The 20,007-nt window shown below is 38.8% G+C and carries 20 protein-coding genes and 1 tRNA gene; 6 read left to right on the forward strand and 15 right to left on the reverse strand.

What is annotated here, in order from left to right; all coding sequences use genetic code 11:
* Nucleotides 1–2 precede the first annotated feature (2 nt).
* The 4 genes from I6J03_RS11975 (at nt 3) to I6J03_RS11990 (ending at nt 3,803) form a co-directional block, all read left to right on the forward strand.
* Nucleotides 3–1,607, forward strand: coding sequence for a RagB/SusD family nutrient uptake outer membrane protein (locus I6J03_RS11975; RefSeq protein ID WP_003011295.1), 1,605 nt, complete (start codon nt 3–5; stop codon nt 1,605–1,607).
* A 2-nt stretch (nt 1,608–1,609) separates the two neighbouring features.
* Nucleotides 1,610–2,515: a zinc-binding metallopeptidase gene (locus I6J03_RS11980; protein WP_039990438.1), complete on the forward strand. Its 906-nt coding sequence runs from the start codon at nt 1,610–1,612 to the stop codon at nt 2,513–2,515.
* Between the two features lie 5 nt (nt 2,516–2,520).
* Nucleotides 2,521–3,339, forward strand: a complete 819-nt coding sequence (locus tag I6J03_RS11985) for a DUF4302 domain-containing protein (RefSeq protein WP_003011291.1) — start codon at nt 2,521–2,523, stop codon at nt 3,337–3,339.
* Nucleotides 3,340–3,476: 137 nt separating this feature from the next.
* The gene (locus I6J03_RS11990; RefSeq protein ID WP_232279829.1) at nt 3,477–3,803 is read left to right on the forward strand and encodes a hypothetical protein; all 327 of its coding nucleotides are present in this window, start codon (nt 3,477–3,479) and stop codon (nt 3,801–3,803) included.
* 246 nt (nt 3,804–4,049) lie between these two features.
* On the opposite strand, the gene I6J03_RS11995 is transcribed toward I6J03_RS11990, so the two are convergent.
* The 9 genes from I6J03_RS11995 to acs form a co-directional block, all read right to left on the reverse strand.
* The gene (locus I6J03_RS11995; RefSeq protein ID WP_003011288.1) at nt 4,050–5,240 is read right to left on the reverse strand and encodes a hypothetical protein; all 1,191 of its coding nucleotides are present in this window, start codon (nt 5,238–5,240) and stop codon (nt 4,050–4,052) included.
* A gap of 388 nt (nt 5,241–5,628) precedes the next feature.
* Nucleotides 5,629–5,991: a monovalent cation/H(+) antiporter subunit G gene (mnhG, locus tag I6J03_RS12000; RefSeq protein WP_003011286.1), complete on the reverse strand. Its 363-nt coding sequence runs from the start codon at nt 5,989–5,991 to the stop codon at nt 5,629–5,631.
* Entirely contained in the window at nt 5,984–6,259 is a 276-nt protein-coding gene (locus I6J03_RS12005) for a monovalent cation/H+ antiporter complex subunit F (RefSeq protein WP_003000626.1), read from the reverse strand. Before I6J03_RS12005 ends, mnhG begins: the two co-directional genes overlap by 8 nt.
* Nucleotides 6,256–6,732: a Na+/H+ antiporter subunit E gene (locus I6J03_RS12010; RefSeq protein WP_201693701.1), complete on the reverse strand. Its 477-nt coding sequence runs from the start codon at nt 6,730–6,732 to the stop codon at nt 6,256–6,258. Before I6J03_RS12010 ends, I6J03_RS12005 begins: the two co-directional genes overlap by 4 nt.
* Nucleotides 6,733–6,744: 12 nt before the next feature.
* Nucleotides 6,745–8,247, reverse strand: a complete 1,503-nt coding sequence (locus I6J03_RS12015) for a proton-conducting transporter transmembrane domain-containing protein (RefSeq protein ID WP_003011279.1) — start codon at nt 8,245–8,247, stop codon at nt 6,745–6,747.
* Nucleotides 8,244–8,600, reverse strand: coding sequence for a Na+/H+ antiporter subunit C (locus I6J03_RS12020; protein ID WP_003000619.1), 357 nt, complete (start codon nt 8,598–8,600; stop codon nt 8,244–8,246). Before I6J03_RS12020 ends, I6J03_RS12015 begins: the two co-directional genes overlap by 4 nt.
* Before the next feature lies 1 nt (nt 8,601).
* Nucleotides 8,602–9,015 carry a Na+/H+ antiporter subunit B gene (locus I6J03_RS12025; RefSeq protein WP_003000617.1) on the reverse strand — a complete coding sequence of 138 codons (414 nt, stop codon included), beginning with the start codon at nt 9,013–9,015 and terminating at the stop codon, nt 8,602–8,604.
* 2 nt (nt 9,016–9,017) lie between these two features.
* Nucleotides 9,018–11,327 carry a putative monovalent cation/H+ antiporter subunit A gene (locus I6J03_RS12030; protein WP_003011276.1) on the reverse strand — a complete coding sequence of 770 codons (2,310 nt, stop codon included), beginning with the start codon at nt 11,325–11,327 and terminating at the stop codon, nt 9,018–9,020.
* Nucleotides 11,328–11,450: 123 nt separating this feature from the next.
* A complete protein-coding gene (acs, locus tag I6J03_RS12035) occupies nt 11,451–13,367 on the reverse strand; it encodes an acetate--CoA ligase (protein ID WP_232279828.1) in 1,917 nt (638 codons plus the stop codon).
* 202 nt (nt 13,368–13,569) lie between these two features.
* On the opposite strand from acs, the gene I6J03_RS12040 reads away from it, so the two are divergent.
* Nucleotides 13,570–14,439 (forward strand): UbiA prenyltransferase family protein, encoded by an 870-nt coding sequence (locus I6J03_RS12040; protein WP_003011270.1) that lies wholly within the window; start codon nt 13,570–13,572, stop codon nt 14,437–14,439.
* A gap of 3 nt (nt 14,440–14,442) precedes the next feature.
* On the opposite strand, the gene I6J03_RS12045 is transcribed toward I6J03_RS12040, so the two are convergent.
* The 6 genes from I6J03_RS12045 to I6J03_RS22920 all read right to left on the reverse strand — a co-directional run bounded on the left by I6J03_RS12045 (nt 14,443) and on the right by I6J03_RS22920 (nt 18,665).
* The gene (locus tag I6J03_RS12045) at nt 14,443–15,372 is read right to left on the reverse strand and encodes an NAD(P)-dependent oxidoreductase (protein WP_201693702.1); all 930 of its coding nucleotides are present in this window, start codon (nt 15,370–15,372) and stop codon (nt 14,443–14,445) included.
* Nucleotides 15,369–16,529, reverse strand: a complete 1,161-nt coding sequence (locus I6J03_RS12050; protein WP_003011262.1) for an FAD-dependent monooxygenase — start codon at nt 16,527–16,529, stop codon at nt 15,369–15,371. Before I6J03_RS12050 ends, I6J03_RS12045 begins: the two co-directional genes overlap by 4 nt.
* A gap of 11 nt (nt 16,530–16,540) precedes the next feature.
* The gene (gene rsmA / locus I6J03_RS12055; protein WP_003011259.1) at nt 16,541–17,320 is read right to left on the reverse strand and encodes a 16S rRNA (adenine(1518)-N(6)/adenine(1519)-N(6))-dimethyltransferase RsmA; all 780 of its coding nucleotides are present in this window, start codon (nt 17,318–17,320) and stop codon (nt 16,541–16,543) included.
* A 134-nt stretch (nt 17,321–17,454) separates the two neighbouring features.
* Nucleotides 17,455–17,531: transfer RNA gene (locus I6J03_RS12060), tRNA-Ala, on the reverse strand.
* Between the two features lie 101 nt (nt 17,532–17,632).
* Nucleotides 17,633–18,106 (reverse strand): hypothetical protein, encoded by a 474-nt coding sequence (locus tag I6J03_RS12065; protein ID WP_003011256.1) that lies wholly within the window; start codon nt 18,104–18,106, stop codon nt 17,633–17,635.
* Nucleotides 18,107–18,137: 31 nt separating this feature from the next.
* Nucleotides 18,138–18,665, reverse strand: coding sequence for a chitin binding peritrophin-A domain-containing protein (locus I6J03_RS22920; protein WP_198137137.1), 528 nt, complete (start codon nt 18,663–18,665; stop codon nt 18,138–18,140).
* Between the two features lie 180 nt (nt 18,666–18,845).
* Here I6J03_RS22920 and pdxA point away from each other — a divergent pair, with 180 nt between their 5' ends.
* Nucleotides 18,846–19,901, forward strand: a complete 1,056-nt coding sequence (pdxA, locus tag I6J03_RS12075) for a 4-hydroxythreonine-4-phosphate dehydrogenase PdxA (RefSeq protein WP_003011252.1) — start codon at nt 18,846–18,848, stop codon at nt 19,899–19,901.
* Nucleotides 19,902–20,007 lie beyond the last annotated feature (106 nt).

Genomic DNA, 20,007 nt, shown 5'->3' on the forward strand with positions numbered 1-20,007 from the left:
CTATGAAAAAGAAAATATTTTATCTATTGTTGTCTGCAGGACTATTGTCTGCAGGACTTTCTTCCTGTAAGAAGTTTTTGGATCCTTTGCCAGATAACAGAGCTGAACTAAATAATACAGAGAAGATTGCAAAACTATTGACTTCAGCTTACCCCGAAACTTCGTATGCATTGGTAGCGGAGATGTCATCTGATAATGTGGATGATTTTGGACCAACCATGACAAATTATAGCCGGTTTGTAGAGCAGGTTTTCAGATGGGAAGATATTACCGAACCTAATAATGATGGTATCGATTTTATCTGGAGTGCAGGATATGGTGCTATTGCAAGTGCCAATGCAGCATTACAGGCAATTGATGAAGCTGGAAACCCAAGTAGTCTTTCTGCACAAAGGGGAGAAGCGTTGGTAGCCAGAGCGTACAATCACTGGATTTTGGTGAATATGTTTGCTCAAAATTATTCGCAAAAATATTCAGCTACTGATTTAGGTATTACCTACATGACGAAAGGTGAAACAACTTTAAATCCTAAATACCAGAGAAATACAGTAAAAGAGGTTTATGATTTTATTGTAAAAGATTTGGAAGAAGGATTACCATTGATTAGTGATAATGCATATCCTAACAGTAGTGTCGCTAAGTATCACTTTAACCAAAGAGCGGCCTATACTTTTGCTGCACGTGTTGCTTTATTTATGGAGGATTGGGCAAAGGCTGCGGAATATGCATCCAGAGCTTTAAATAATAATCCGAGTGAAACTTTGAGAGATTATAATACAATTGCCAGTTTCAGTGCAAGTGCATTAAATATGGGACGAGAGTATAATGCAAGTTCTATTAAAGCTAATTTTCTTGTTGCTACAGCTTATTCGGCTATAGGTACAACTTTTGGATCAGGAGGATACACTACAAATAATAGAATTAATCATGGATGGCCAATAGCAAGAACGGAGACGCTTTTTACCAGAAATATCTATGGTACTACCGGAAGCTCTACAGCGTATAGAATGAGAGCTTTTGGATATGTAGCGGCTACTATCAATAAAGTATTTGTTCCTCGTGTTGTATATATGTTTGAATATACTGATCCAGTTGCCGGAACGGGTTTTGCAAGAGCAGTATTAAGTCCTATTACATCTGAAGAAGCATTGTTAACCAGAGCGGAGGCAAATATTCATCTTAAAAAATATTCAGATGCAATCTCGGATATGCAGATCTATATTAATAACAATACCCTGGTTAGTCCTTTGACAATTTCGGAGGCATCTATTAACACCTGGGCGAATAGTTTTGCATATTTTACACCAACTGCTCCAACGCCTAAGAAAAAGTTAAATCCGGATTTTGTTGTTGAACCGGGTACTCAGGAAAATATGATACATGCAATACTGTCATTAAGACGATTCGAAAATCTACATACAGGTTTCAGATGGTTTGATGTAAAACGATATGGAATTGAGATCGCGAGACGTGAAGCCTCAGGAACAAATACCAGTGCATTGACTTTTAAACTATTAGATAACAACCTGGTGGTAAGGGACAATCGTCGTGCTATTCAATTACCTCAGGATGTAATTAGTGCAGGTTTAACCCCAAATCCTAGATAATTATGAAAATAAGAAATATATTGACGTTATCATGTCTGATCATGTTATCAGCATGTTCAAAAGAAGATAAGCTGAATCCTAACAGTGTGTTTGTTGATTCCGAAGTACCTAAGAATGCATTGGATAACTACATCTATAACAATTATACGAAACCATATAATGTGGCAATTTTGTATAAATTCGTTGATAAAGAATCTGACATGGCTTATAATTTGGTGCCTGCACCATATGACGGTTCCATTCGGCTTACTAAATTGATGTTATATTCTGTGATTGGTGCATACGATCAGGTAACAGGTAGTACGCAGTTTATAAGAGGTAATTTTCCTAAGCTACTTACATATACCGGATCTGTGCCCGTTAACAATAATGGTACAATCATTTTGGGTACAGCAGAGTCGGGTACAAAAGTATCTTTATATAATTTGTTGGAAATGAACGAAACTAATGGAAAAAATCCAACATTTTTGAACTATTGGTTCTTTAAAACAATCCATCATGAATTTCAGCACATATTGAATCAAAATAAGCCTTATCCAAGTAATTTTGCTGAAATTACAGGAGGAGGTTATGTTGAAGACGAGTGGAGTACAACATATCCAGGAAATACTGCAGGATTAGCAGCAGCTATATCAGCAGGGTTTATCTCTCAGTATTCGTCAAAGAGTCATGGAGAGGATTTTGCTGAGCTGTTTTCTTTTTATGTAACACGTTCACAGGCAGATTTTGATGCTATCCTGAATACTCCAAATGCATCTGCAGCTGGAAAAGCCATCGTACTCTCTAAATTGGCGATCGTTAAGAACTACATGAAATCTTCATGGAACATCGATATGGATGTCTTAAGAGCGGAGATTTTGAACAGATATTCTAAGTTGGGAACCTTTGATCAAACTACATTAAATTGAGAATTATGAAATTGAAATTATTTATAATAGGTATAGCGGTTTTATCATTGGCAACTGGCTGTGAAAAGAAGATGGACCGTATTTTTGAAAAAAGTCCTACTGAACGTCTGAATGCCAGTGTCGCTAGTGCATACGGAGAGCTACAAGCCAATAAAGATGGTTGGTTAATTAAGTACTTTCCAAGTGCAAATAAAGAATTTGGTGGATATACATTGTTCGCAAAATTTACCTCTGCAACGGATGTAACTATAGAAGGTGACAGAAATACTACTGTTGCAACCAGTATGTATACAGTTTATCCGGGTGCCGGACCAATCTTAACTTTTGATACCTATAATGCAGTTATCCATTACTTCTGTCTACCAGGCGGACAGTATACTGGGATCGGTGCTAATGAATCAGGTATGAAAGGGGATTTTGAGTTTTTAGTAACCAAAACCAGTGCTGATTCAATTGTTATGGAAGGAAGAAAAACATACAATAAAATTGTTATGATTCCTATTAAAAGCACGGAAGCGGCTACTATTGCGGCATCTTACAGAGCTGCAGCGGCTAAATTCCAGCCGTTTTCAAACTACAAATTTGAGGTGGGTACTGAATCTCTTCCGGCAAGTTTTGGAAATGCAACGACTAAGAGAGCGTTATCAGTGGCAGGAGTAATGTATTCGTATCGGTATACGCCTACAGGTTTGGAATTCTATCAGGAATACGAACTGAAGGGAGTTCGCTTTAAAGAACTGAAGTATGTTGAGCCTACCGGAACTTATTCAAAAGGGTATTTTACTAATGATGCGGGAACTATTAAGCTAGTTCCGCAAAGTTAAAATTAAAGCTTTCCTGTTGTTTTGAGTCGGCAGGGAAGTTTTATATGTTTATTAATAATGGCCCTCCCGGATTTATCCGGGAGGGCTTTTTTAACAAATATTCATTACATTTTAATACTGACCAATTACTGATAATTATGGAAAATCAGACATATCTGAAAGAAAGAGATATCCGGAAATCAAAACTGGTTTTCTGGGGTTCTGTAGCTATATTGATCTTTTTTGCAAGTACAGTATTCGTTTACGGATCACTTTTATATTTGCCGGAATGGATCATTGTATTGCACAGCATAGCAGATCAGTTGGTCCGAATTCCTGCAATTCTTGGATGTTTTGTCCTTTTGGGAATCTCGGGTTACTATATTATATTTAAAAAGCAATACTATTACCGCTGGTATTTTAATGTGCTGTATAATATTTTCAGTATAGCTCTAATATTTTTCAGAGATTATTTTGTGATTTAGTGTTTAATGAACTTTCTCATCAATAGAATTAAAGATTCTGTTAATCTTACTGTTTACAAAAGAATCAAGTAACTCTTTTCAGTGATTAAATTTTACTATTGACGTTTGCTCTCATTAATAATTATACGATTAGTTCTTCAGATAGCTAATCTGAGGATTAATATATGTGTAATTAATATTACCACAAAGAATTAATAGAGATTCAGAATCATTTATTGGTCTTAAATCTCTATTAAGTAACTTTAATTATTCACATTCTACGAATGGATAAAAAACAGGTTGACTAGGGCCTGGACATGTTAGGCATTGAGGAAGAGGGGTGCCAGTTTCTATAACTTTTCCCATAAAGACTTTATAATATGTTCCTTCATTTCTATAAAATCCATCGGGAAGCAAACATGTCAAGTTTGAATTGTAATAATATAATCCGTTTGCTCCTTTATATACATTAGTAACAGGATCAACCATTGAATCTGAAAGGGAAGCTAAATCTGTAGCATAAGTATATACACCAGTATAATTTTCAGGAAAATTCAAACCGATAGGAGTTTCAATTGGATTGTTGTTGGGAACAACTATTTCATCCCACTGTTTAGGGATTGTTATACCGTTAACAACGACAAATTCCTCTGGTATAGTAATAATAAAGGGATTTTCTGCTGCTAGAGCTGCTATAGCAGAACAATTAATAGCTCCCAGAACTGCTCCAATACCTGCCCCAACCTGGCCTCCAAAAGCTGCGCCGGCAAGACCACCTCCAACCGCACCTAAGAAATCACTTTTTACTATTTTAAAAAATTTACCAAACCATCCTCTAGCAGCAATATTTTGCGGAATTTGATTTAATTGAGGTTCATTACTCCAATGGATATATGAATCTATAAAAACTTCCGACGAAGTTAACAAAATGGTTTTTTCAATTTGATTTAAGTTTTGAAAAGTTGTAGAACTCTCTATAGAATTGATTTGTGTTTCAATTTCTGACAAAGAGTTCCCTTCAATATTGGATATTTGATTTGCTAATATATAAAAGTTCGCACTGTAAGCAGAGTTATTAGCGCTTAAACTTATTTTACTAACATTATCAAAATTAAAGCCTGGAGTAGAACTTCCTAAAAAAGCATATTGCTGAAGGTTATTTTCAGAGACATAATCATGAAACCCCCAATATATTGCTGAAATATCAGCCTGTTGTAAATTTGGAGTTTCATTAGATTGTATATTAGAGTAATGGGATGCTTGGGATTCAACTCTTATTTTAGTTTTTGCGCTAAAATTTTTGATATATTTAAGACCTCCACTATGCATGGACGCTAATTTTTTAATTTCTTCTTTTGTAGATATTTTAGGTTCATTTAAAGGTATTATTACTTCTCTTTTACATGAGAAAAAAGTGATAATTAGTAGGATAATAAGATTTGAGGCTTTAATTTTCATAATGATTAGCTTTAAGTTGTTAATTGGATAACAATATTTATTTAGGATAATTGTAAAATCAAGATTTGAACACTAATGGTTCTGAAATATAGATAAACTTAACTAATAATTTGTTTAAGAAGTTGCTTTTACAGCTTAAATTTTATATTATTAAGATTTTCAAATATTATTACACAAAGTTATAGCATATGAATTATTTTTACTACAACTCTAGGTTGTATTTTAAAAATAAACGATGTAATAATTGGAGATTTTAATCCATCCTTTATTTATAAACTTACAAGGGAGCCAAATTTCCTTATTGAATAATTAGGTTGGTATATTTTAGAATTGGTTAAACTTTATAAGTGTTAATCGATTATTCGTGAGGGGTTTAAATTGATTAAGCCTAATCTTCCTCTTCCCCTTTCAACTGATGGGTTTCCTCATCGTATTTTCCTTCAAGGTCATCTATAATTGTGCCTTTCCATAGCTTTGCCCCGGTAATGTAGGCTGCTCTGCCTATCATATGTGCAGCCACAGGAGCTGTTAATATCAGGAAAAAGGTGATAGCGATAGCCTTGGTTGTGACGGATACATCCGGAAAGATAATCGCTGCACAAAGCAGGAAAAAACCTACACCCAACGTGGCCGCCTTTACGGTAACGGAGAGACGTAAATAGAAATCCGGCATACGCAGAATGCCGATAGAAGCAAATAAAATAGCTAATGCACCTATAGTGCTGAATATGGCTAAAAATATATCAGTCATGATGATCTTTTTTTTCTAGGTAATATGAAAATGCTACTGTTCCCAAAAAAGCAATCAGAGCAAGTATAATAGCGACATCCAACAGCACCTCCTGTTGTGTACGTATACTGTAAACTGTAATGATCCCGATTCCAATGGTGATGATCAGATCTAAGGCAATGACCCTATCTACTACATCAGGTCCCTTAAACAAACGAATAAACGTTAAGATGACCGAAATAGTTAAAATTGGGAGGATTACATAATCGAAATAAGTATTTAGCATCATCTGATAATCTCTAATAATCGTCTTTCAAATCCATTCTTAAGCTGAGCGATAAATTTATCTTTATCCTTGAGGTACATCACATGAATATATAAAGCCGATTTATCGTTGCTGATATCCAGAATCAGTGTTCCCGGTGTAAGGGAAATAATCGTAGCCAGCAAGTTTATCTCAAAATCTGTTCTCGCATTTAGCGGATATCGGATTATACCCGGTTTAAAAAAATATTTAGGGGTAATTACATCATAAGCAACCTGGATATTGGCGACAATCATCTCATACAGAAAGTACAGTACAAATCCTGCCGTTTTGGGTACACGGTAGAAATATCTTTGATCCGTTTCATTGAGATTCATGATCCACAGGATAAAGAATCCCAGCAGAAAACCAAAAAGAAAATTTGAATAATACATCGAACCTGTCAGTGCTATCCATATAAAGCAAAGCAGCAGGTTCATTAAAAATTGTTTTATCATATCAATTATCTTTTATTTGCCCAGTACAGCCTGTATGTACGGACGCGTGTCTAACATTTCAGTAGCAATCTTATCCGAAACCTTTATAATAGCTTCAGCATTGAGGCCAATGTATAAAGATACTCCTGCCAGAATCGCTATCGGAGCGACTAGTAATATCTTTTTGTATAAAGGTAAAGGTTCAAATTTATCCTCCATCTCTGCTTCATCATCCGGCTTCTTCCAGAAGACCTCGGACCACATCTTAGCGATGACGTACAGCGTAATAAAACTTCCTAAAATGATGGCGGCAATAAAAGCATAGTTTTGCAGACGGAAAGCATCCTGAATAAGATAAATCTTAGGCCAGAAACCAGAAAGCGGAGGAATACCAACCAGAGAGAAAAGTACAATGCCGATCAGCAAGGATATCTTTGGATATTCCGCATACAGACCACCGATCTTTTTCATATCCATCGATCCCCTTAATTGCCTTATCAGTCCAGCAATCAGAAACAGATTAGTCTTGACCATAATATCGTGGATCAGATAGAATACAGCACCCATCAGAGCGAGTTTGCTGAACATCGCCAGTCCTCCCACCATAAATCCGATATGACATACAATCAGGTATGAAAATAACCTTCGGATATTGGTTTTTGTCATCGCCCCTAAAGCGCCCGTTACGATAGTCAGAATCGCCAATGTAAGAAGCAGATTCTTCATAAAGGGACTGGGTATAAATATCAGACTGTAAATGCGGAACATGGCATAGATACCGACTTTAGTTAATAATCCGCCAAATGTTGCTGCAACAGCAGACGGAGGAGTATGGTAGGAGGAAGGAAGCCAGAAATACAAAGGAAATACAGCTGATTTGATTCCGAATCCTATAATGAAAAATGAAGATGTAATACCTACAAGTGTCTGATCTTTGACATTCGGGATTTTTAGCGCCAGATCAGCCATATTCAGAGAGCCTGTGATGCCATATAAAATGCCAATCCCTGTCAGGAAAAAAGTCGAAGCCAGAATATTCATCGCCATATACTTTACGGCACCCTCCAGCTGAGCCTTTCGTCCGCCCAAAGTCATCAACACAAAAGAAGAGATAATAATCACTTCAAAATAAACATATAAATTGAAGATGTCCCCTGTCAGAAAAGCTCCGTTAAGGCCCAGTATCAGAAAATGAAAGATCGGGAAATAACCATAGCGTATACGTTGGCGACTGATACCAGTCGCAGAGAATATGGATACTGCCAAACAAGCTATAGAGGTCAGAAGTACTAATGTCGTGCTCAGAGTATCGGCTACAAACACTATTCCGAAGGGTGCATCCCAGTTTCCTGCACTCATTGTTAAGATAGGGCCATCATAGACTCTTGCGAAAAGCTTGATAGCGGCAGACAGTCCCAGGGTGCTGCCCAAAATACTTAATACACGCTGTGTCACTGTCTTTCGCCAGAATATAAGCTGCGCTATGGCGGTAAACAAATGAATAAAAACAGGTGCTAGTATGTAATTGTCAATCATATATCGTCTTCTTCTGGAGTATTTAAATCATCTAAATCATCACTGTTTATCAGGGCGTATACTCTTTTGAGCAATACAATGGCAAAGGCTGTAAGACCAAAACTGATAACGATAGCAGTCAGGATCAAAGCCTGTGGTATGGGATCTGCATAGATATCATTGAATATACTCAGATCCGGATCAATCACCGGAGGCTTTCCTTTCGTGATGTTTCCCAATAGGAAAATCAGAATATTAGTGCCATTGCCTAACAGCATGATCCCTAATAATAATTTGACCATGCTTCTTCTGAGGATCATATATACTCCTGCTGCGTACAGCAGGCCGATCAGTACAACAAGTATCAGCTCCATATCAATCTGTATTTAAGGCTATGGTAAACAAAATAGTCAATACTACGCCGATGACGACCAGATAGACTCCAATGTCAAAAAATAGAGCTGATCCGATCATCCCGATAACGGGAATCTTCTGCTCAATCCAAAGGCCCGTCATAGGAGGTTTTCCAAAGAGCAGAGGCGCTACCATACTTAGACTGGAGATCCCCAGGCCGATTGGAATCAGAGAAAGTGGCTTGTAACGAAGGATCTTCATGGTTTGCTCTGTACCGTAAGCAAAGCTATGCAGGACAAAAGCTATCGAAGCCACCAGACCGCCAACAAAGCCTCCTCCGGGAAAATAATGACCTCTCAATAAAAGAAAAACAGAAAACAACAATAAGATAGGAAGCAGGTATTTGGATGCTGTCTGTAAAATTATACTTTTCATATCTATTCTTTTTCTGAAGATTTTAACCTTAATTTCAATAAACTGTATACACCAAGAGCTGCAATGGCCAATACTATCGTTTCAAACATAGTATCGATACCTCTGTAGTCCACCAGAATCACATTGACAACATTCTTACCCTTTGCCATCAGATAGGCATTTGCCCCATAAAAATCACTTACGACAGTATCCACCGGCTCCTGGAGTACTTTGAGCGCAATCATAGAAAGTAACGCGCCAAAAGAAAGGGCCACTATAGCATCGCGGATAAGTACTTTGGGTCCCATATAATTCATAAATACGGGTAGCTTATAGAGAACCAGAACAAACAATACGGTAGATAACGTATCGATCGTAAACTGGGTCATTGCGAGATCCGGAGCACTATAGATCACAAACAGAAGACAGATACAATACCCGATAACACTCATAGAGACAACAGCTGTTAAACGGGATGAAGTGCTTACTACGAGGTAAAGTGCACCGATCAGGATAAGCACGATCGAGACTTCGTATATACTTATAGCGGACAACTTGCTGTAGTCTATATAAATCGGCCCGCTCAGATACAGTTTATAAGCGAGTAAAGCCTCTGCAAACAAAATGATCTTTAGATGATAGGAGCGCAAAAAACCATTATGCAGCGTCTGCGTATAGCGATTTGAAAAGACCACAAAACCGTTTCCAAAACGGGTGAATAGGGTCTGTGGTGCCAGTACATTTAGTTTTTCAACTTTTAATAACTTACTGCTGCTGGGTTTATTGATCAGGTAGAGAATCGTACCCAATGCTAAAGTCAGCAGACTCAGAATAAGAACAGTATTAAAGCCGTGCCATAGTTTCAGATGAACTTCCACATTACTTCCGAATATACTGGATGCAGTCTGTTGTGTAAGTATATCTCCAATCCATTTTGGATAGATACCCAACAGTAACCCTAAAACGGCTAATATCAGCGGAGGTATCCACATCGATTTGTAAGGTAAATGCAGATCTTTAAATTGATCCGGAAGTTTTCCTGCAAAAGGTTTGATTCCCGCCATAAATCCAGCTGCAACTAAGCCAATATTCGTGACTACCGCAGCTATCGTTACAAAAAGAGCTAATTGGGTATCGAATTTCAACGTAGCATCATAAATAAGATCTTTGCCGATAAAACCTAAAGTAAGCGGCATTCCGGCACTGGAAAGAGAAGCTAAGAGCCCTGCAACAGCTACCGGAAATAATACTTTTCTTAATCCCTGTAACTTACTGAGATCACGTGTGCCGGTTTCGTGATCGATAATACCTGTAATGAGGAATAACGTCGCTTTGTACAAAGCGTGTACCAGCAGAAACACTGCAGCAGCTATAATCGCTTCTTTTGTACCCATACCCAACAGAAAAGTCAATATGCCTAATGCCGAGATGGTGGAATAGGCCAGTACACCTTTCATATCGATTCTGAAGAGCGAATGTATCGCACCGTACAACATGGTAATCCCACCGACTATGAGAAGGGGATAAGTCCAGTACTCCGTACCACCCAGAATAGGGAAGAAGCGTGCCAGCAAATAAATACCGGCCTTTACCATAGTTGCAGAGTGCAGGTAAGCTGAAACCGGAGTTGGAGCCTTCATGGCTCCGGGTAGCCAAAAATGAAAAGGGAATTGCGCCGATTTGGTAAAAGCACCAATAAATATAAGACCCAGTATAAGGGGATATAAGGAATGCTCTATAATTAAAGATCGCTTATCGACTAATTCAGAGATAGTATAAGTATCTGCAATATTTCCAAGTAAGGTCAGTCCGGCCAGTAGAAAGAATCCGCCCAGTCCGGTAATGCTTAGTGCCGTCAGCGCACTTTTCCGGGAATCACTCTGCTCATTATTGAAGCCGATCAGAAAAAAAGAGCTGATACTCGTCAGTTCCCAAAAGATAAACAACAGGAAAATATTGTCAGAAAGCACCACCCCGAGCATGGCTGCCATGAAGAGACAGAGAAAGCCGAAAAACCTGTCAAAATTGGGATAGCCTTTAAGATAGGAGCGGGCATACAGAAAAATGGCTGTACCGATCCCTGTAATCAGAAATGTAAACAGCAGGGATAACCCATCCAGCCGAAACTGAAAGTCAACTCCAAGGGATGGTACCCATGAAATGTGCTGATGAATAATATTTCCGTCAACTATAGCTGCTGTATATTGGAGAAAATATAGAAATAAGATGCAAGGCAAAAAAGCGAGAATAAAACCCCATTTGGATTTCAGAAATCTCCCAAACGGAACAATAAGGCTCGATGTTATTAGTCCTGATAGAACGGCAAATAGCATTTAGTCTTTGTTTTAAAGTATTACTAGGGAAACAAAATACTAAATTTTTGTCGAAAAATCAGGCTTTTATTGGGTTTTTTACAAAAAAGCGAGACAATATTTGTTGTCTCGCTAATTTTTGTACTATTTCTTAAGTTTTTCAGCTCCTTCTACAATTGTCTGGACAATGTTGGGATCCTGTAATGTAGAGATATCTCCGAGATTGGATACTTCACCTTCTGCAATTTTGCGAAGGATACGTCTCATAATCTTTCCTGATCTTGTTTTCGGAAGTTCAGGTACAAACTGAATAATATCCGGTTTGGCAATTGCTCCGATGATACGTGTAATGGTCTGCAGAATATCCTGACGCGTACTGTTCTCGTCAATATGATGATTTGCGATAACGAATGCATAAATACCCTGTCCTTTTACCGGGTGCGGGTATCCCACAATCGCTGACTCGACTACATCAGAGTGCATATTGATGGCATTCTCTACTTCTGCTGTACCGATGCGGTGTCCTGACACATTCAATACATCATCGACACGACCTGTGATTTTGTAATACCCTTCAGGACTACGGTAACATCCGTCTCCTGTGAAATACATGTTTTCATAAGTAGAGAAATACGTTTGGCGACATCTTTCATGGTCACCCCACGTTGTACGCAGCATACCCGGCCAAGGAAATTTGATACACAAATTTCCGGAAACATCATTTCCTTCTATCTCATTTCCGTTTTCGTCTACCAGCACCGGCTGTACACCCGGTAAGGGTAACATGGCATATCCCGGTATTGCAGGAGAGATGCCGGCAATAGGAGCAATAAGGTGTCCCCCGTTTTCCGTCTGCCACCATGTATCTGCGATAGGAGCTTTCCCTTTTCCGATTTTATCGTGAAACCAGTGCCAGGCCTCTTCATTGATCGGCTCACCTACTGATCCCAGTTTTTTAATAGAAGAAAGGTCTTTGTTGTCAACAAACTGATCTCCGAATGCCATCAGCGAACGGATTGCTGTAGGAGCAGTGTATAAGATGTTTACTTTGAATTTGTCCACAATATCCCAGTATCTGCCGGCATCAGGGTATGTAGGCACACCTTCGAACATCAGAGAAGTAGCTCCCTGAGATAAGGGTCCGTAGACGATGTAAGTATGCCCTGTGATCCAACCGATATCTGCTGTACAGAAATATACTTCTCCCGGTTGGTACTGGAACGTATTCGCAAAAGTATATCCTGCATATACCATATAGCCACCTGTCGTATGGACGACACCTTTAGGCTTTCCTGTAGATCCGGAGGTATATAAGATAAATAAGGTATCCTCTGCATCCATTTCTTCAGCAGGGCAAGCAGGGTTTCCCTGTGTTTCTACTTTTTTGATTTCATCTTCCCACCATACGTCACGCCCTTTGATCATAGATACCGGTGTGCGGGTTCTGGTCAGTACGATTACTTTTTCTACAGACTTGCACTGCATCAGTGCGTCATCCACAATACTTTTCAGTTCGATGGTTTTATTTCCACGGAAACTGCCATCAGAGGTAACGACCAGTTTACACTGTGCATCCGTAATACGATCTGCAATAGACTGAGCCGAAAATCCTCCAAATACAACAGAGTGAATGGCACCTATACGGGCACAGGCTAATACCGCAATAACCAATTCAGGAACCATAGGCAGATAGATACAAACACGGTCGCCTTTGCTGACATTGTTATTCTTAAGGACATTCGCAAATTGCTCTACTTTAGCAAGCAATTGCTTGTATGAAAGGATTCGGTGTGCTTCATTCGGATCATTTGGTTCCCAGATAATAGCAGGTTTGTCTCCCAGGTTATAAATATGACGGTCCAGGCAGTTTTCTGTGATATTTACCTTTCCTCCCTCAAACCACTTAATCTTTGGCTCCTTAAAATTCCAGTCCAGTACATTTGTCCATTTACGTTTCCAGAAGAAATTTTCGGCAACCCCCGCCCAGAAATCTTCCGGATTTTCTACACTTTGTTTGTAGACATCCTGATATTCTTCAAATGATTTAATTTGTAGACTCATATTATTTTTTGGTTTATACTTAATTATATTTGTCACTTATCGGAATCAGACAAATATTTATTCAAATTGTCCATTTTGGATAAATGAAGCACTAATTTACTTTTTTTGCAACGAAATATCAATTTTTAAAACCCTTATACCGAAATTTATGTGTCCCTATAACACGATTGTTAGAGGTTCATTAAGAAACAGGCAGAGCCTTATGAAATTTATCAGACAGCTGTTTTATATATCTATCTACACCAACCTGCTTATTGCATTGGCAGCGATGGCACAGTGTGCACTGACGTATTATGTCTTCAGTCAGCCGATGAACTATGCCATTATTCTGGTAGAAGGGGCAGCCACCTTAATGCTTTACAATTTTAGTTTGTTATGGTCCAGACCTAAAAATCCGCAAGAATCCAGATTTGCACGTACCAGATGGGTCTTTGGAAATGAATGGGTATTGTGGCTCAACACCATTATAGCTGCCGGAATATTGCTGTACTGCCTTTTTCAGATACACTTCAATTCCTTCTTATTTCTGGGTGTCATTGGTTTGCTGAGTGTATTATACGGTTTTCCGGTATTTCGATATCAGGGGCGCAGGGTAGGATTAAGACAATTGCCAGGAGCAAAGATTTTTCATATCGCACTGGTGTGGGTCTGCAGTAGTGTCATCCTTCCCTATATTGAATTGTTTAGCGAGGGGATTATAATCGATACACGATTGTTGGGAGCATTAGCCGTATTAAAATTTCTTTTATTAATTATCTGTACGCTGCCTTTCGATATTCGGGATATTGCACAGGATTCGTATTATCATCTCAAAACATTACCTAACATGTTGGGAGAGAAAAAAGCAAAAAGATTATGTTATGCCTTACTTCTTATCCATATTACCTTGATAGCAGTTACAGGATATAACCCCGGAATTGTACTGGGCTTGTTGCTGACGGATATACTCATTGCTGCTTTTTTAAAGTTTTTTGTTTTCCGCAAGGAAGGCCATTATCACTATGCGTATCTGTTGGATCTTAGCCTGATACTACAGTTTGTGCTGGTATTTTTGACGGTTAACTTGCTCTAATACTTATTTTAAGAATGTAACTACCTTTTCCGCAACGACTGCAGACAGTTTGTAATAACTATCAAAAGTCCAGCCGGCTACATGCGGACTTACCAGTACATTTTCCCGACTCATCAGATCCTCAAACCAGGGCTGTTCGCCTAGGGAAGGGAACTTCTCTACAGGAAGAACATCAAATGCAGCAGCAATGATCCGACCGCTGTCAAGATTTTTCAATACCGCCGGAATATCAACAATACCACCTCTGGCACCCATCAAAAAGAAAATAGGCTTTCTGAAGTGGAATAAATATTCCTGATCAACCATACCTTTGGTTTCTCTGGTTAATGGAATATGGAAACTCAGAACATCTGCATATTTAACAACCTCCTCCATGGAGACCTCTCTGGCGTATTCATCTGAAAACCCGGTTTTATATTTGTCGTAAGCAATTACATTGACGTCAAATCCAGATAGTTTTTTTGCCATTGCCTGTCCGTTATTACCATATCCTATCAATGCTACCGTTCTCCCCTTCAGTTCATAACCGCGATTTTCTTCACGCAGCCATTGTTTGTTCTTTATCTGCTGATGGCTGCGATTAAGATGGTTCATAAGACTAAGCAGCATGCCGGTCATATGTTCACCTACAGCATCACGGTTCCCTTCGGGTGCATTGATCAGTGTAATGTTACGTGAAGCAGCGTAAGCTTCATCAATATTGTCCATGCCAGCTCCTGCCCGTGCAATAAAAGAAAGTCCGGGTACAAGATCCATAAAAGCGCTATCCACCTGAAATTTTGAACGGATCACAAGTCCCGAGTATTCGCTGATTTGTTTTTCAGCCTCAATTCTTGTGATCTCCGGTTGGTAATCATATTCAATTCCGGCTTCCTGTAGTTTTTCCAGTAAAACTTCATGTACGTCATCGACGATTAAAACTTTCGTACTCATCTTTTATTATTTATTTCCATGAAATCAACATTCAATAGCTTGTTCAGTTTGTATTGTTGAAGATTCTCCGGAAGAATTTTCATTAAAAAATTACGCACAGCTATCAGAACCGGGTTTTGCCATTGTGCTATTTTTCCGATAGTCCAGGACGTTTCTGTAATATATCGTGTTCTGGATAATCTTCTTTTTTCGAAATCTACAAAAGCCTGTGCTATACTTTTGTCTTTCTTCAGTTCGTCTATAAGTACAGCAACATCCTCTATAGCCTGGCAGGCACCTTGCCCCATATTCGGAGTGGTTGCATGTCCGGCATCTCCCATTAACAGTATATTTCCGAAAGCTAGCTGATTCAATGGTTTAATATCAATAATATCGTTCCATATAAGCTGGTTATCTTCCGTTTCATTTAATATCTGAGGGATAGGGTGGTGATAAGAAGCAAAATGTTTTCGAAGGTTTTCTATATTCCAGTTGCGGTAAAGCGGATTATTGGCTGTCGTGTTGATACAGGCATACCAGTAAATTTTATTTCCCACCAGTGGGGTCATACCGAATCTGCCTTTAGCTCCCCAGGTTTCAGATCCCTTGTCCAGTTGTATGGTTGAATTGTCTATTGTAGCACGCCAGCAGGTGTAACCGGAGTATCGTGGTGCAGAAGAAGGAATCAGTTGCTGCCTTAATGCCGATTTGACACCATCAGCGATCAGCAGATAGTCCGTCTCGATAGTGTGTCCGTTATCAAAAGTAACGATAATCTTTTCCTCATATTGTTGCACTTGTATTGCTCTATAACCGAGGTGTAACGATGAAGAACTTATTTTCGAAAGCAAGTATTGATGAAGGTCGGCACGATGGATAGCAAAATTGTCCTGCTTGTAGCGTTGCGAAATGGAGGACGTATCCGGAGCAACCAGTATCTGTCCTTTTTCATCAAGAATATTATAATCGGGAAGCAGGTGTCCCAGTAACATTACCTCAGACTTGAGTCCGAGATATTCCAGTGCTTGCATAGCATTGGCTGCAAGACCAAATCCGGCACCGATTCCCTTGAGTACTGGGGCACCTTCATAAACATCAGCCTGTATACCAATTTGCTGCAGACCAATGGCTGCGGTCAATCCGGCTACACCTCCGCCAATAATTGTAAAGTGCTTCATAGACCAGTTTTTTAATTCACAGCTGAAATTTCATTAGTCAATTGGACAAAATCTTCTACAGATAAGCGTTCAGCCCGTAATTCATATAACGGATTGTCGGACATTTTATCTTTTGGAACGACTCCTGAAAGAGAATTGCGCAAGGTCTTGCGTCGTTGGTTAAACCCTGCTTTGACTACCCGCCAGAATAGTTTTTCATCACAATCCAGCTCTTCTCTCTCATTGCGTGTCATGCGGATTACACCGGAAAGAACTTTGGGAGGAGGAGTAAAGGCTCCTGCCTTCACTGTAAAGAGGTATTCTACATGGTAATAGGCTTGCAGAAACACACTCAGAATACCATATTCTTTACTACCCGCTTTGGCGGTACAGCGTTCAGCTACTTCTTTTTGAAACATGCCAGTCATTTGGACTACACGCTGCCGCTCGTCCAGGATCTTAAAAAGAATCTGAGAGGAAATGTTGTAGGGAAAATTTCCGATTACAGCCATTTTTGGGCCGAAATATTTTGAAAAATCCAATGCTAAAAAGTCACCGTGGATCAGGCGATCGCCTAATTCCGGATACTTATCCGCAAGAAATTCGATAGATTCGTCATCTACATCGATCAAATAAGTCTGATATTCCGGTTTTTGAAGAAGAAAATCAGAGAGTACACCCATTCCGGGGCCTACTTCAAGCACATGTGAAAAGCCCAATTTAGGATCTAAAGCATCCACAATCTTCTGTGCTGCGTTTTTGTCGTTTAAAAAATGTTGTCCTAAATGTTTTTTTGCTCTTACCGTACTCATATTGATCTCTTTGTGGCAAAGATAATCATCTTAGGGATGTGATAGGGCAAAAAACGTTTTTATTAATAGGCATAGTGTAGTGGATTTATAAAGAAAAAGCCTTTGGCGGATAACCAAAGGCTTTTTAAATTAAGTGGTGGAGATTACCGGATTCGAACCGGTCACCTCTTGCCTGCCAGGCAAGCGCTCTAGCCAAATGAGCTAAACCCCCGATGGAAAGCCCAAATGTTAGAATTTTTTGTCGATTATCCAAATTAATTCCTCAGTTTCATTCATTAATACGAATTTGATAACCGAAGAGATTAGAACAGTTTATTTCAGAAGTGATTCCAAATAATTCTCACTGATAGATGGAACATGATAGTTAGGATCTTTACTATATTGTTCAGTATATCGGTTAGCTTCTTCTATACTGGAGTTAAATATAGTGTAGATTTCTTCGGAAATCCCGATTTCAGCTCCACTTTTAGCCTTTAATGTCATTTTGTTGTTGTTAGTGACGATATTGGAATAAAGTCTGTAAGCAACGGCCTTTAATTTTTTTCTTTCTTCAGGTGAAATCTTAGGATTCTGGAGAGACGTATTTTGTTTGAAATAGTTAACGTCAATATTTATAAAAGCATTTCCTTTTGCCAGTTTTTCTAATTCCGGATCTATAGAAGTGGCTTTATTCGCGGTCATATCGATTGGAATTAAACCAAATGCCGGGTTAGTATCGTCTTTTGCTTCTTTACAAGAGAATATAGCAAAAAGAAGAGATAGTAGTAATGAAAATGGACGGTTCATAATGTTGAAATTAAAAAATTTATGAATACGGCTACCACGTAGCCACAAATGATATAAAAGCGGCCGATGATCCTGTGCTTATACTGTAGTTATATACTAAGGGAGGAGTTCCGAATATGGAGTCACTTTTATTTATAGTCATTCCTGGAAATATTACACCTCCTGATAACAGTGAAATTCTACTTATTGAATACGTAACAGGAAGTATATTGAAGTTGGAAATAGCAATTGAAATGCTTTGTCCACCATTAAATCGCCATGAGCTAGAGCTGTTGGGAGGATTTATAAGACTTGTGCTAGCGTTTCCGCCCAGTGATGTACGACATGGATGCCATGAAGGTAAATCCTGTATAGGTCTGCATTGTCCACTATCAAATCCCTTTTTATATGGACAACGCTGTATATACCATGTACCTTTTGCGCATATGTAAAATGTACGGCAATCCCAAGCATCGGTCATAGTGTCTCCGGTTTTACAATCTGCCTTTGCGGATTTAAAAATAAAAATACTCACAACAAAAAGACTGAAGTAATATGTTTTTGAGATTAATTTTTTCATACCTCTGTAGCTTTAGGTTAAATAATTGGGTGAATCTCATTACTAATATACAACGGTTGTTTCTAAAATAAAAATATTTACAAAAAAAAGTGAAATATTTTTTCGCAAATGTTTTTCTGATGATTTGACAACATATGCTGATGTTTTTTCGTTATTTTTGAAGCATTAAAGTAAATAATTATGCGTGAGAAACTAAAGATTGGGATTTCTATTGGTGATGTTAACGGAATTGGCCTTGAAGTAATTATCAAGTCGTTGATGGATAATCGGGTTTTAGAATTCTTCACTCCGATTGTTTATGGAAATACTAAAGTCGCTTCTTTTCATCGTAAAGCTATCGGAATAAATGACTTTAGTTTTAATGTGATCAATGAACCCGATCAGGCGAATCCAAAACGTGCAAATATGATCAACTGCTGGCAGGAAGATGTAAAGATTACGCTGGGAGAAGAAAATGAAACAGGAGGTAAATATGCTTTTTTATCGTTGGAAAAAGCTGTTGAAGATCTGAATGCAGGCAAAATAGATGCTTTAGTGACTGCCCCGATTAACAAGCATAATATTCAACAGGAAGGATTTCACTTTCCCGGACATACCGAATACCTGCAGGCAAGGACAAATGCAGATGACGTATTGATGTTTATGATCAGTGAAGAGCTGAGAGTAGGAGTAGTGACAGGGCATATTCCGGTTCATGAAGTTTCTGCTGCTATTAAAGAAGATGCGATCCTGCATAAATTGAGGATGATGAATGAGAGTCTGAAAACAGACTTTTGGATTCAAAAACCCAAAATTGCCGTCTTAGGACTTAATCCTCATGCCGGTGATAACGGATTGATAGGTACAGAGGATCGTGATATTATCCGTCCTGCAGTAGAAAAGGCAAATGAAGAAGGAATTTTCTGTTTCGGACCTTATCCGGCAGATGGCTTTTTTGCAAGTGATACCTATACCAAATTTGATGCTGTGCTGGCTATGTACCATGATCAGGGACTTATTCCGTTCAAACATATTGCGTCAAGAACCGGAGTTAATTTCACGGCAGGTTTGCCGATTGTGCGGACTTCTCCTGATCACGGCACAGGATATGATATTGCAGGTAAGAATGTAGCCTCCCATGATTCCTTTATGGAAGCACTTTTTACAGCTACCCATATTGTACAACGTCGCCGCGAGCAGGCTGAGCTAACGGCTAATCCGCTGGCCTTCCGTAAGCTGAGCAAGGACCGCGACTAATATTTTTTTGACACTGACTTTATCAATACGCTTCGTAAACAGTCTTGTTTGCCAGGCGTGCTGATTTATAATAAAATTCCTTACTTTTGCAGACTTAATGGTTTTT

The organism is Sphingobacterium spiritivorum (genome assembly GCF_016724845.1).
Taxonomy (GTDB): Bacteria; Bacteroidota; Bacteroidia; order Sphingobacteriales; family Sphingobacteriaceae; genus Sphingobacterium; species Sphingobacterium spiritivorum_A.